General features: G+C 36.5%; 14 protein-coding genes. 9 read left to right on the forward strand and 5 right to left on the reverse strand.

Annotated features, from left to right (window positions below):
* Positions 1-224: 224 nt before the first annotated feature.
* Entirely contained in the window at positions 225-1,115 is an 891-nt protein-coding gene (locus tag ACIQ7T_RS03455) for a LysR family transcriptional regulator (protein WP_370076173.1), read from the reverse strand.
* Between the two features lie 119 nt (positions 1,116-1,234).
* On the opposite strand from ACIQ7T_RS03455, the gene ACIQ7T_RS03460 reads away from it, so the two are divergent.
* The 6 genes from ACIQ7T_RS03460 to ACIQ7T_RS03485 all read left to right on the forward strand — a co-directional run bounded on the left by ACIQ7T_RS03460 (position 1,235) and on the right by ACIQ7T_RS03485 (position 7,679).
* Complete coding sequence (locus ACIQ7T_RS03460) at positions 1,235-2,437, forward strand: YbfB/YjiJ family MFS transporter (protein ID WP_370076267.1); 1,203 nt, start codon at positions 1,235-1,237, stop codon at positions 2,435-2,437.
* Positions 2,438-2,710: 273 nt separating this feature from the next.
* The gene (locus ACIQ7T_RS03465; protein WP_402868661.1) at positions 2,711-3,301 is read left to right on the forward strand and encodes a TetR/AcrR family transcriptional regulator; all 591 of its coding nucleotides are present in this window, start codon (positions 2,711-2,713) and stop codon (positions 3,299-3,301) included.
* Positions 3,302-3,423: 122 nt separating this feature from the next.
* A complete protein-coding gene (gene pdhA, locus ACIQ7T_RS03470; protein WP_370076169.1) occupies positions 3,424-4,521 on the forward strand; it encodes a pyruvate dehydrogenase (acetyl-transferring) E1 component subunit alpha in 1,098 nt (365 codons plus the stop codon).
* Entirely contained in the window at positions 4,521-5,498 is a 978-nt protein-coding gene (locus ACIQ7T_RS03475; protein ID WP_370076167.1) for an alpha-ketoacid dehydrogenase subunit beta, read from the forward strand. Before pdhA ends, ACIQ7T_RS03475 begins: the two co-directional genes overlap by 1 nt.
* A 12-nt stretch (positions 5,499-5,510) precedes the next feature.
* Complete coding sequence (locus ACIQ7T_RS03480) at positions 5,511-6,716, forward strand: dihydrolipoamide acetyltransferase family protein (protein WP_370076165.1); 1,206 nt, start codon at positions 5,511-5,513, stop codon at positions 6,714-6,716.
* A 447-nt stretch (positions 6,717-7,163) separates the two neighbouring features.
* The gene (locus ACIQ7T_RS03485; protein WP_370076163.1) at positions 7,164-7,679 is read left to right on the forward strand and encodes a DUF6886 family protein; all 516 of its coding nucleotides are present in this window, start codon (positions 7,164-7,166) and stop codon (positions 7,677-7,679) included.
* 60 nt (positions 7,680-7,739) lie between these two features.
* Here the strand turns inward: ACIQ7T_RS03485 and ACIQ7T_RS03490 are convergent, their stop codons facing one another.
* Entirely contained in the window at positions 7,740-8,219 is a 480-nt protein-coding gene (locus ACIQ7T_RS03490) for an NUDIX hydrolase (protein ID WP_370076161.1), read from the reverse strand.
* Positions 8,220-8,450: 231 nt separating this feature from the next.
* Between ACIQ7T_RS03490 and ACIQ7T_RS03495 the strand changes: the two genes are divergently transcribed.
* The 3 genes from ACIQ7T_RS03495 to ACIQ7T_RS03505 all read left to right on the forward strand — a co-directional run bounded on the left by ACIQ7T_RS03495 (position 8,451) and on the right by ACIQ7T_RS03505 (position 9,853).
* On the forward strand, positions 8,451-8,906 hold the full coding sequence (locus ACIQ7T_RS03495; protein WP_402868664.1) for a 2-thiouracil desulfurase family protein: 456 nt from the start codon (positions 8,451-8,453) through the stop codon (positions 8,904-8,906).
* Positions 8,907-9,356: 450 nt separating this feature from the next.
* Positions 9,357-9,656, forward strand: coding sequence for a DUF2178 domain-containing protein (locus tag ACIQ7T_RS03500; protein ID WP_370076159.1), 300 nt, complete (start codon positions 9,357-9,359; stop codon positions 9,654-9,656).
* A complete protein-coding gene (locus ACIQ7T_RS03505; RefSeq protein ID WP_370076157.1) occupies positions 9,656-9,853 on the forward strand; it encodes a helix-turn-helix transcriptional regulator in 198 nt (65 codons plus the stop codon). The genes ACIQ7T_RS03500 and ACIQ7T_RS03505 overlap by 1 nt, the downstream gene beginning before the upstream one ends.
* A gap of 243 nt (positions 9,854-10,096) precedes the next feature.
* Here ACIQ7T_RS03505 and ACIQ7T_RS03510 read toward each other — a convergent pair whose 3' ends face one another.
* From ACIQ7T_RS03510 to ACIQ7T_RS03520, 3 genes are all read right to left on the reverse strand, one after another.
* Positions 10,097-10,498 (reverse strand): hypothetical protein, encoded by a 402-nt coding sequence (locus tag ACIQ7T_RS03510; RefSeq protein WP_370076155.1) that lies wholly within the window; start codon positions 10,496-10,498, stop codon positions 10,097-10,099.
* The gene (locus tag ACIQ7T_RS03515; RefSeq protein ID WP_370076153.1) at positions 10,491-11,297 is read right to left on the reverse strand and encodes a HipA domain-containing protein; all 807 of its coding nucleotides are present in this window, start codon (positions 11,295-11,297) and stop codon (positions 10,491-10,493) included. The genes ACIQ7T_RS03510 and ACIQ7T_RS03515 overlap by 8 nt, the downstream gene beginning before the upstream one ends.
* A gap of 228 nt (positions 11,298-11,525) precedes the next feature.
* Positions 11,526-13,895, reverse strand: coding sequence for an ABC transporter permease (locus tag ACIQ7T_RS03520; RefSeq protein ID WP_402868666.1), 2,370 nt, complete (start codon positions 13,893-13,895; stop codon positions 11,526-11,528).
* Positions 13,896-13,898 lie beyond the last annotated feature (3 nt).

Consider the following 13,898-nt stretch of genomic DNA (forward strand, 5'->3'; position numbering starts at 1 on the left):
AATAGGAGGTTGTGCATTGACAAATGCTATTTAGTACTAGCCAATACTTTGTTTAACAAATGGCTACTATAGTAGTTGTTGCTATGAGCCGAAGATGTATTAAACGGTGTGGATGACATTATTGAAATGTATGTGATGCGGTTGATTGGAGTGGAGGCTGGGCGACTCCTTGGGGATTAGCAACACAGTAATTTTGTGCAGTTCAAACTTTTGAAAACAGACTGTTATGAAATTGAGTCATTGATGATGTTACTAAAAGTATTAAAGGTCGAAGAGGTATTTTGTTCATTTTTTCGTGTGCAAAGATAAATAGGGCGCTGAATTTCGATGTCTTTTATAAAAACTCGCGCTACTTGCTGTCGCTGAATAAAGCTAGAAGCTGCTATGGATGGAGCTAGCATCGTACCATATCCAGCAGCAATGGCATAAATAGATTCATTGATGCCGTCCAATTGTAGCCCTACTCTTGGAGGTGGGATTTTATGAACCTTGCATAAAGCGTTTAAATATTCTTTCGTAGAGCTACCATCTTCTCGTGAAACAAATGGCTGCTGCATTAATTCCGCTAATGTCACTTTCTGATCTGCCAGCGGATGACCATATGGGACGATAAACCAATAATCGAGATTCATGAGAAATTGATAATTAATATCAGGATGATGTCCATCCTCTTTTACGATAAAAGCCATATCAGCTTTATAATGAAGTAATTCTTCAATAACCTGATGGGAATTAGCTGTTTTTATGTGGATATTAGTTGTCGGATAGGCTTGTTTATACTTTGCGAGCCATTTCGGTAATAAGAAATGGGATGGAACATGGGTAGAAGCAATTTGTAATTCTTCATTACCTGTGTTTTTTAATTGCTCTAGTTTATTTTCAATGTCCAATTCTAAATCAAATAATCGCTGGGCCTGTTTAAATAAAAATTCTCCGTTTTGTGTTAAGGTAATTCCTCGACCTTTTGATTCTAAAAGCGTTAAGCCTAGTTCTTTTTCCAAATTTCTCATTTGAATGGTAACGGCAGGTTGACTAATCATTAGAGCTTGCGCTGCCTTAGAAACACTATTGAGCTCAGCAACTTTTGTGAATAATCTAAGAGCATGTAAATTCATTATGTATGCCACCTCTTATAAGAATTTTTTATCCTTTTATATAAATTATATATTAGATTTATTAATTTTCACTCTGTATCCTTTTAATTACAAAAAGTTTTTAGGGGGTGGGGGACATGATGAATCGACAGCACATCGGAATTTTATTTGGAGGAGTACTATTACTTGTAGTGGCAATGGGAATTAGCCGCTTTGCATTCACGCCAATATTGCCATTTATGCGTCATGATGTTGGGTTTTCGTTTGAAGTTGCAGGATTTTTGGCATCGAGTAATTATATTGGCTATTTCATTGGCGCTTTGTGGGCAGGATTTATCAATCGCCAAAAGAAAAACTTTTTATTGTTAAGTGTTGTTTTGAATGTCCTTTCTGTTGTTCTTATGGGAATCATTGAAATATATAGTATTTGGCTTGTGCTTCGTCTGATTGCAGGCATTACAGGGGGACTTATTTTTGTATTAACATGTAGTGTTGTTATGGATTATTTAGCAAAGCATTCACTTACAAAATGGTCAGGCTATTTATTTGGTGGTATCGGATTAGGAATTGCTATTTCAGGTTTATTAGTCCCTGCTATTGAAGTACGTTTTGCTTGGCAAGGTACATGGATAGGCTTAGGGATTTTATCTGCTGTTTTTTTAGTGATAACATTTATACTTTGGCGAGATTTGCATGTACAGGATAGTGTGAAATCCGGAAAATCCTCTGATACCAAAATGACAAAGGGCTTTATGCCATGGTTGATCGTCGCATATGGCTTTGAAGGGTTAGGCTATATTATCACTGGTACTTTTTTAGTGGATATCATTCATAATATTCCTTCACTACAAGCATACTCTTCGTATAGCTGGGTCATTGTTGGGGTGGCGGCGATCCCGTCGGCACCTGTTTGGACTGTTTTATTAGAAAAATTCTCTGCCATCAAAATATTGTTTGTCGCATATATATTGCAAGTATTAGGCATCTTGTTACCAGTCTTTTCACAAACAGTTTGGAGCGTATTATTATCGTCATTTTTATTCGGCTTAACATTTGTAGGCATTGTGACGTTAACGACGTCTTATGCACGTCAGCTATTCCCAACACAAAGCGGTCCAGTAGTATCATTGTTAACAACATTTTATGCCTTTGGACAAATTATAGGGCCAATTATCGCGGGTCAGCTTGTGGCAGTTTATAGTAGCTATAAAGCAGCTCTTGTATTTGCAGGAGTCATCGTCTTTTTTGCCTTGATTGTCATGTTATGTGGGAGATGGATCACTGTTAAACGACAGTCCACTTTAGACAATGTATTGCCTATCAAAACTCAATCCAGTTCTTAAATTAGAAAAGCCAGAAATCCGATTAGGGATTTCTGGCTTGTGTTTTTACTTAAAGATGGCGACCTCTATCTACATGATATAAAAAAATAGAATGTGCACAAAAGAAGTAATTACTATTCTATGAGGGAATGAGGAAATAGAATCAGCGGATTTTACTTTTTTATTGAAAGGTTAGTAAAATAGATGGTTTTGGAATAAATATTAGCTAAAAGTTGACTTTAAAAGGAATTTTTCATTATGTTTAGTTAAACGAAAATTTGGGGGGGATATTAGGTGGATAAGCGTGAGCGAACAAAAGCACAAATATTAGTAGCGGCAAAAAATGTTTTTTTAGCAAATGGATATAAGGAAACGACGATCAAGTTAATTGCCAAGGAAGCAGAGCTAGGTTACGGGACGATTTATTCTCATTTTAACCTAGGGAAAGAGGAAGTTTTGGCAACTCTAGTTGAGGATATCATGAGCCCATTCTATAAAATTGCAGAACTAAATTATACGCCGAAAAATAAGCAAGAGGCTTTTAATTTTACGTTTAAAAATACATATAATTACTTATCCTTGGCAGTTGAAAACAAGGAAATATTCAGATTGATTCATGAAGCAAAAGGTGTGTCCCCGTTAATTGAGGAGAAATGGGAATCAATCACGGATCAATTTATTAAAAGGGTGTCTGCCAACGTAGAAATTGTTCGACAGTTGGGGCTGATTCGCAATGAAAATTATCATGCGGAGGTTATTGCGGGTTCGTTGTATTACATTGGAGAGCGGTATTTATGGAAAATTATTTTGGGCAAAACGGACATTCCAATTGAGGAAATTGCACGTGATGTGACAACGATGTATACATTTGGTTTGTTTGAATAATTCTGTTTAAGGTGTAAAAAAGCTAAATAAAAACAAAATTAGCTAATGACGTGACGGTGATTCCTTGCCTATAATTAAAATAACGATATTAATTATAAAAACGATATATGGGAGGAATTGAAATGTGGTTAAATCAGTCATGTTTAGAGGGCGGAGTTGAAATGTGGTTAAATCAATCATGTTTAAAAATTGACACCGCGTCAGTTTTGAACGAAGATTGTTCGCTTTCGGAAACTTTCTTTAAAAGAACTGCCACAGATGAGCAATGTATCGAAATGTATAAACATATGGTACAAGGAAGAATCTTTGATGGGATTGCATTGAAATTTCAACGCCAAGGTAAAATAAAAACATATCCGCCAATTAGAGGGCAAGAAGCGGCACAGGTTGGAAGCGCTTACGCATTGAATTCGAATGATTGGATTTATCCTAGTTACCGTGATATTGCGGCTTCATTTGTTCACGGGATGCCTATCGATAAGTTCTTTTGTTACACAATGGGTAAGATGGCTGGGCAGCATTTAACTGATTTATCTATTTTTCCTATTCAAATCGTTATTGGAGCGCAATTTTTACATGCGGTAGGTGGAGCATGGGCTAGTAAATATAAAGGGGAAGATAGTGTTTCGGTTGCTTATATGGGTGATGGAGGTACCTCTGAGGGCGATTTCCATGAAGCATTAAATTTTGCGGGTGTATATAAATTACCAGTGGTTTTCTTTATTCAAAACAATCAATGGGCAATTAGTAATCCAATTCATAAACAAACCGCTAGCCAATCAATCGCACAAAAGGCGTTGGCTTATGGGATTACAGGAATTAGAGTAGACGGCAATGACGTATTAGCAGTTTATGAGGCAACGAAGCTTGCTATAGAAAAAGCTAAAAATGGAGAGCCTGTGCTGATTGAAGCTGTTACATTCCGCCAAGGACCGCATACAACTGCAGACGATCCTACGAAATATAGAGACCAAGCTGAAGTTGAGCAATGGCTGACAAATGATCCTATAGAAAGAATGAAAAAATTTATTATTACTACTGGGCTATGGGATGAGAGGCAAGAGGAGGAGCTGTTAAATGACTGCGAAGAAATCGTTTTAAAAGCTTATGAAAAGGCACTTACAATCGATAAGACCACGATTCCAAAAGTACTAAGAGCAACGTATGAAACAATGCCTCAAAACTTAGTAAGACAATTGCAAGAAAGAGGAGAGGTGTAATGATGGAGATGACAATAGTACAGGCAATCAATACATGCTTAACCCAAGCAATGGAAAATGATGAAACAATCCTCTGTCTCGGTGAGGATATCGGAAAAAATGGAGGAGTTTTCCGTGTGACGGATGGGCTCATGGAACGTTTTGGAGAAAGGCGTGTAGTTGATACACCGATTGCTGAGTCTGCAATTATCGGAGCTGCAGTAGGTTTAGCCACTAGAGGACTTAAACCAATAGCAGAGATACAGTTTTTAGGGTTTATTTATGAGGCGATGGATCAAATGGTAGGACAGGCCGCACGCCTTCGTTCTCGAACGGAAGGCACAGTTACCGTGCCACTGGTTGTTAGAGCACCGTACGGAGGAGGGATTCATGCACCTGAATTACATTCAGATAGTTTAGAAGCATTGTTTCTACACTCACCAGGTTTAAAGGTAGTCATGCCAAGTACGCCTTCCGATGCTAAAGGGTTACTCGCAGCGGCAATTAAAGATCCAGACCCAGTGTTGTTCTTAGAGCCGTTGAAGCTATACCGAACGATAAAAGAGGAAGTACAAGAAGAATATTATGAAGTGCCTATTGGTAAGGCGTCCATTGTTCAAGAGGGGGAGCATGTGACCATCGTTACATATGGTCCAAGTGTCGTAACGGTTAAACAGGCAGTAGCGCAATTACAAGGGCAGGGTGTGTCTGTGGAAATCATTGATTTACGAACAATCGCACCTATTGACTATGAAACCATCATTCAGTCGGTAGATAAAACTGGCAGACTAGTCGTTGTTCATGAAGCGGCAAAAACAGGCGGTGTAGGGGCGGAAATCACAGCAGTTATTGCCGAAAACTGTATGTATGCTATGCACGCACCGATTTTACGTGTCACAGGTTATGATACACCGTTCCCAGTATCGAGCATTGAGGCAGAATGGATGCCAACCGTAGCGCGCATTGTAAGTGCAGTACAAAATGTCATGAAAGATTAGGGAGGGATAGTAATGTATGATTTTTTACTCCCTGATATAGGGGAAGGCTTACATGAAGCTGAGATTGTTGGCTGGTTTGTAAAGCAAGGGCAAAAAGTAGCGATTAATGAGCCGTTAGTAGAGGTTCAAACAGATAAAGCCGTAGTAGAAATTACAGCTCCAATTACAGGGGTGATTGAGGAGCTTGGAGGCGAGGAGGGAAATACCATTAAGGTAGGTAGCCTGCTTTGTCAATTTAGTAAAATCTCAGATTCGTCACCAACTCAGAAAACACAGCCGCTTGAAGAGAAAAAAGAGGAGAGTATCCTGAAAGAAAAGACTGAATTTTTGGTATTAGGAAGGGTGAAGGCGGCCCCTTCAGTTAGAAAAGCAGCGCGCACTATGGGCATTAATATTGAAGAAATACAAGGAAGTGGATCAAACGGACGGGTGTTGCGATGTGATTTAGATGAACATGCTAAACAATCATCGTCCGCGATAGCATTAGTGCAAAACAAGCCAAAACATAGTGAAGATGAAGCTAATGAAAATAAAATCATCCCTATTCGTGGCTTACGCAAAGCAATCTTTGAAAATATGCAAAAAGCCGTTTCCAAAGCAGTATTATGCACCGGAATGGAAAAAATTAATGTGACGAATTTAGTGGCTTTTAGGAAAAGTGTTCAACAGCTGCCGGAAATGAAGGACAAAAAACTAACTTACTTACCTTTTTTAATTAAGGCAGTTGCGACAGCTTTACAGGAACATGAGCAGTTTAATGCCAAGGTAGATGAAGATCAAAAAGCACTTGTGATTTTCCCTTATATTCATATTGGTGTTGCAGTTGCTACTTCAGACGGTCTACTTGTGCCAGTGATAAAGCATGCAAATAAAAAAAGTATTTTTGAAATTACAGAAGAACTAGAAAGCTTATTGGGAAGGGTCCTTGCTAAAAAAGCAACGGTTGAAGATTTAACAGGTAGTACTTTTACAATTTCTAGTACAGGAAAGGACGGGGCGATATTTGCGACGCCGATTACTAACTATCCTGAAGTAGCAATCTTAGGCTTTCATAAAATTGTGAAAGAGCCAATCGTAGTAGAAGATACGATACAAATTGGCCATTCCATGACACTGTCTTGCACATTTGATCATCGTGTTATTGATGGCGAGCCAGTAGGTGCATTTATGCGTAGTGTGGCAGGCTATTTAGAGGAACCTGTACGTTTTTTACTATAGTTCAAAATGATAGATGCTAGCCAAAGCGATTTCTGTTGTTCTGTGGGTGTTATATGCAAGCGTTCTATGACACATAGGGAATAAGAGGGGATAACGATGGAAAAGAAAATGAGCTTGTTTGGAGCGATGGTCGGTGCAGCAATTTTTGTTTTACTAAGTCCGTTAGCAAGCCAAACAGGGTCCTGATAGATCACTGTTAAACGACAGACCACATTAGACAAAGCATTGCCTATCAAAACTCAATCCAGTCCTTAAATTAGAAAAGCCAGAAATCCGGTTAGGGATTTCTGGCTTTATTTCTTTTTTCCGTTAATGAAAAATATAAATATGCACAAGAAAGGTAACGTTACAATGCTATACTGAAATGAGTAAGTAGTATGGCAAGAACAGTTACGTCAAACGCTGGAATCAATATACAGAATTTCAGAAAATAAGGAGGGGAAACATTTGCGCATTTATCATGTTAGTGAGGAAAGTGATATAACAGTATTTCACCCACGATTACCTGATCGACTAGATTTAGATCCAGAAAAAGGTCTAGTATGGGCAATCAACGATACATACTTGCCTAATTTTTTAACACCTAGAAATTGTCCGCGAGTTTGCTACCATATTGGTACCGATACAACCGAACAGGATAAACGGACCTATATAGCATCAGCATCATGCGGACATGTTGTCGTAATTGAAAGCAAGTGGTTTGAGACGATGAAAAATACGAAACTTTATTTATATGAGTTTGACATCCGCGAATTTACACTACAGGATCAAAATGCTGGTTATTATACAAGTGAAACAACACAATATCCTATTGCTAAATTTGAAGTAGCAAATTTATTTGAAGAGATGTTTAAACGTAATGTTGAATTACGGGTAGTCGATAGGCTGTGGAACATCTATGAAGAAATTCAAAAAACAACATTGAATTGGTCGATGTGCAGAATGCGATTTGCGCAACCCTAAGAAAATAATTAGCTAAGCCTCGTAAACGCTACTGTCGCGTTTACGAGGCTTGTTATATATTTAGACAGTAAGTACTAATGGGGTACTCGTTATATCAATCAATTCACTATCTTTATATGTAAATATGTATTCATAGTTAACTGTTTCTTCTAGCATTTGCGGTAAGTAATATTTTAAATCTGCTATTCCTACATTTTTAGGATGGAAAATCCATGATAGATCTTTCCAATCTAAAATGCCTTCTGCAACTTTAATCGGTGTCACATAATGATAGGATTCCGGTAATTCAGCAATAAAAGCGTACATACAGCCAAAGTCTGTCATTCCATCGGTCCATGTTATTTTTCCTCTGTATGTAATATCCTTCAGTACAATGCCCGTTTCTTCCTTAATTTCTCGTAATGCACCAGCCAGTGGAGTTTCATCTTTCTCAATCTTTCCACCTACACCATTCCAAGCCCCCATCCACTCTGGAAAATCCCTATTTAGCAATAATATTTGGTCACCTTTCTTAAGAAAACAAATTGTAAATTCAACCAAGTCTTTTTCCTCCTTTTTAAATGATGAAATGAATTCATAATAAAATATAGATAATAAAATAGTAGCACAACCCAGTGAAATGGTTGTCCTATAAAAAATGGTTTTAAAAAATCAATATTAGATAATAGAGTAGGTCAAGGAAGTAACATAAGCCATGTAAAAACTATTGACAGACTCTTTTAATGGGCTAAAGTTTTACTTATACGATATGGCTAAAAAAGAGGTGCACATATGATTTTGATAAGTTCTTGCTTAGCAGGATTAAAGGTACGTTATAACGGAACAGATAGTTTAGATGAAAGAATTCAACGACTTGTGTTAGAAAATAAGGCGGTAACTGTATGTCCTGAACTTATGGGAGGTTTTTCGACGCCTCGTGAGCCCGCTGAAATTATTGGTGGAGATGGTGAAGATGTTCTTGATGGAAAAGCGAGAGTGGTTGAAAAATCAGGCCGTGATGTCACGGAGCTATATATAAAGGGCGCATATGCAACATTACAGAAAGCACTCGAACTAGGTGCGACTAAGGTTATATTAAAAGAGTATAGTCCATCTTGTGGCAGTGCAATGATTTACAATGGGGATTTCAATGGTACAAAATTAGTTGGCGCAGGCGTAACTACTGCATTGCTAAGAAGAAATAATATTGGGGTCTTTTCTGAAGAAGATTTTTTTACAAATAATTAGATCATTAACGTTGCATAAATTTGAATGAATTGTCTGCGTCTTCTATCTTTGAAGAAAATGAAAGACACTCAAGTAGAAGTAGTGAACATCCATGTAGGAACGAACGATGTGGATGAACTTTTATTTAATTTTTAATTTGGTTTTATTTATAAATATTTAATCCAAATTCCGTGTAGTTGTAGCAGCCAGAAGATTAAAAGATGCATAAAATACAGTTGAAGAATTTATACCTTTTTTTAGCGCTTCTTTAAATCTTGTTTAATAAGTGTGACTGTCTGAGAGTCTAATGAATCATAGGTACTTATTTTTTTACCTTGGAAGATTATTTAGGGAAGAAAATCTTTATATTCATCACTGAGAAAATGTAAAAAGTGTTTGACATTGAAATGGAAAAGAATTACACTGTGAGTGTCAAATACTTTTTACATTTTAAGAATAGGAGTGAGTGATATGAATATTTTTGTTATTATATTTCTATGCTTGATTGTAGTCTCAATGGGTATTATTATTTTTACACTGTATTCTATCGCAAAACGACAAGATGAACGTCAAGATTATATTAAATCTAAAGCGATGACTTATACTTTCAGTGTTGTTATTGGGTTTTTAGTCATTGAAATTATTTTAGATATTTACCGCAGTATTACAGGGCAAGCAATTAATCTGGGAATGAGCCCGTATATTTTCTTATTTACCATATGTATTGTGTATCTTGTATCTTTATTATTCTTTTCAAGAAAGTATGCCTAATGAAGAATAATATTAGAGAAGTTCGCAAACAATTAAAGCTTTCCCAAGATGAGCTTGCAAAATATTGTGGTGTTTCAAGACAAACTGTCAATGCTATTGAAAATGCAAAGTATGATCCTACTTTACATTTAGCTTTTAAGTTAGCATCTGTTTTACAGGTTACTGTCAACGAATTATTTATTTTTGAAGAAAATTAAAAGTTGCATTAAAAAACGTGTATTTTGAAATTAATTTTCTGAAATACACGTTTTTAAAACAATAGGCATATACTTTTTACTGCTCTATTCTATGAGGGTTCTGTTTTATGCTAGGTTTTCTTAAAGAGCTCCCAGACGAATCAAGATGGGCAATCACCCGTCAACTCGATTTAAAATACGTCTGAGAGCTCGTTTAATTTTTAATGGTTTATTTTACTAAAGAGGTTTATCACCCCAGTTAACTTATTGAAATTCTAGAAAGTTTGGTTCCTCAGGATAGTATAGATCCTTGCGTAAGCAGACATCCCGATGTGTGAGGGTTTCGCCTTTAAATCGAATCCAAATCTCATCATCTGCCATTACACCATGTGTTTTACGCACGATGCCCCAACGATTATAGGCTTGCATATCTAGTGAAGTCAGTAATTCTTTTGCGTTGACCCGAGTAGGGGGGAAGGTTCGCCATTTTAGCCAACGTTCCAGTTCTTCTAAGGTAATATGCCCCTCCATCGTCGGCGAAAATTGCTTGTTAAAATCTTCAATATAGTTAATGACATATGGTGTGCCACCATCAGTCGGTTTTAACTCAACATTTGCAATAATGTCATCCATCCACATCACGTCAAAAGTCATGTAATCAATCAATAGCTTCACTTCCTTCTATGAATAAATGTTTCAAAGCTGGATTACGCAACTGTGAAAGTAATACGTCCTTAGCACGTCCAAAATCGTACGGTGATTGTTCGATTGTCGCTATTAATTTCTCCTTATCAATAAAGGGTGGTCCTTCATAAAGAGCAAGTTGTTTTGTGAAAGATGAATTCAGTGGTTTTGCTTTTACTTTTCGCTTTAAAATCGTTAAAGGTTTGCCAGGTGGATAGTCTTTTTCATCAGATAATAGGCTAAGCCCGTTATCGAAAATAGGTGCCAACTCCCATGTTTTTCCTTTTGGATCGTATAAAAATAAAATGTTATTTGTATGCCGATCTTCATTTAGAATAAGGGCATCAAATGCGAATAGCTGTGCAATCTGATGATGTACAACGAGCCCTGTATACTGCTCAATCTGTGCCATTAACTGCTCGAATTTTTCTTTAGTAGAAAGTGTTTTGTTATTTGTAATAGGGTCAGTAGAGCTGAAATTTGCTTCAAACAAGCGCTCAAGTGTCACTTCCTGTTTTGTACCACGAAAGTCGAGTGAATAGCAGCCATCAAATTGTTCACCGTCAGCCAACTGAATGATACATGGCTGATAGACGACATATTTAGAGCGATCAAGAGTTGAGCATTCAAGCATGAGGGAAGCTAATACTTCTGCTTGTCCCTCATAACCTCGTGCATTTTGTTTGACCCACGTGTTGCCAATACGCCATTTCGATTGATCCCCTTTACTAGAGGTACTAATAATATGTTCAGCATCGATAGGAATATGAATTGTTTCCATGTCATCACATCCAATCTAATCTAGTTTGAATTTCTTCTATTATATAATGTTATCATCATTTAACGCACGGAAAATTGCCCAACCAGTATTGTTTGTCGCTTCTTTAAACTTTGGCTTTTTTGGGATGATCTATAAGAAACGGTTGGAGGTTGGATTGAATAAATTAAAAATGACAATCCTTATACGAAAATAATCGCCCCCACTACCTAAGTAGATCGGGGGCATTTTTTAGTCAACGAGCAAAATTCGAGGTGAGGTTTTGGCGATTATTTTCGTTGATAACCAACAACCAAAACAAGCGGCCAAAATACTTAAAAGAGATAATCCAATACTAACTGGCCAGTTTATCGCAAGGGGGAGTTCAAGTAAGCCGTATTCTAAAAGAATACTTTGTAAAGCTACGGGTATTACTTTAATACCGATAAAAATCCCAAATATAGTCCCTAGTGATGAAAGAAACAGAATTCCTGATGTAATCGACCATCTAATAGTATTTGAGGTCATACCAATAGATTTAAAAATTCCGTAAGTTCCGCTTTCTTTTCTTACATTTATTCTAGAAACACTAAAAATAATGATGAATGTTACAGTGATAAATAAAATTCCGATAACAGATAATGGGATTATTAAAATAGCGACCACTACTTTAAAGACATTATCTAATGATGTTTGTTGTGTTTCAGCTGAGACAGAGCTTTTAAAATTATTGTTTAAATCATCAACGATTTGATCTGATAATGTCTCATCTACCAAATTGATCATACTTTGTTTTGAAGCAGAATAGGTAGCATTATAAACTTTGATAACATCAGCGGTAATTCTCGCTGAATTAGACATATTTGCTATCGATTGATAGATACCGGTAACAATCAAATGATGCTGCTTGCCTTCGATATAGACTTCCACGATGTCCCCTAGATTTTTGTGTAAAGCCTTCGCGACATTAAGGCCAATGGCTATTTCATTTTTATTTACGGGATTACGGCCAGAAATTGTCTCGTATCCAGCAGCATCAAAACTACCTTCAAGAGTATCGACTTTAATATTTAACGGTTGATTTGGTTCATTAGGGAGAACCCCTGTAAATTGATCTAGCCAAGCGTGATTTTTAATGCGTTCATCTGAGCGTAAAAATTGTTCAAACTGTTGTTTTGAAAATGTTGCTTCATTAGAAACCGTTACTACAACATGTGATGAATCGTAGCCAAATGCTGGTGTGTTTTGCTTGATGGAAATAAAGCTATTAAGCATGACTGCACTAAACACTAAAATAGCAGAAGTAATGGCTGTAAGAACAATAATAAGAATGGAACTTTTCATATTTTTGGTGATGTTTTTAATGCCAATTTGCAAATTAACAAAATTAGAAAGGCGATTAGAGTTATTTAAACGACGATTCAATTTACTGTTTGCAAATTCTGACATACCGTATTTAATTGCCTGTACTGGTTCAACGTGGCGTGTTTTGTTTGAGTAAATGAACGCAGTAAGGATAACAATGACAAGGATTATGACAGCAAGTAGCATGGTGATTCTAAAATCTTGAATAATCGTTAAATGTTTTCCGGACTTTAAATAAGATAAAGAGCTTTCTATAATCACTCTGGAAAGGATTGTACTGGCAATAAGGCCAGGAATAATCGAGACCACGGATAATAAAGCAAATTGTAAAACATAGGTCGCACTAATTTTTCGAGAAGTAAGTCCGAGAGATTTAATGACACCAATCGTTTTATAGTTCGTTAAAATGGCATCTGAAATACTAAAACCAATAATAAACAATGAAATGAATAACATTGCTACACCAAAAGCAATCATGATAAATCCGATAATTTTATTAATAATTAAATTAAACGAATAGAGATCCACGTATTCCATTTTTGATTCAAGGTAGGGGCCGTTTAAAAATTTTTCGAATTCTATCCAATAGTTTGTACTTTGCTGATAATCATCAAAGCGAAGAGCCATCATATATTGTTCAGATCCTATCATCGTATCAAATTGTTTATGATAGTCAGAGTCGTTCATCCAAATACGAGCATTATTTGAAAAGAGTCCACCATATGGCAAATCTACAACTATACCAGAAACGCTTAATGAAAAAGCTTTTTCGCCGGTGTTAAATTCAATAGCATCTCCAAGTGAAATATTCGAAGTAGAAGCCATCGAAGTGGGAATCCAAATCGTTCCCTCAGTAGGATAGTCCTGATTTTCACCCTCTGAAAATAGTAATCGATCAATAGCGAAGGGCATTTTTGGTGTATTCATCATGAATAAGAGATTTTGCGTTTCTACACCATTCGCTGTGAAGCCAGATAAATTTCTATAAGGAATGGGATTAGAGGCAGTAACTCCTTGTTGCTCTTGCCACCAAATGTTGACAGTGATTGGATTATGAATATCCTTACCCATAGTTAAAATTTGATGAGCCCCATTTGAATCATGATGTATTTTTTCAAAAATATTGTTTGTATTCATAATAATTGTTACAGAGGTAGCTAATAAAAGGGTGGATAGCATAATTAGGATTGCTAATAGTACATTTTGGATTTTTCTTTTTTTGATATGTGCAAAACAAAGAGTAATAATTGCGTGCATTTT

This window comes from Lysinibacillus sp. NPDC096212, assembly GCF_044763105.1.
Classification (GTDB): Bacteria; Bacillota; Bacilli; order Bacillales_A; family Planococcaceae; genus Lysinibacillus.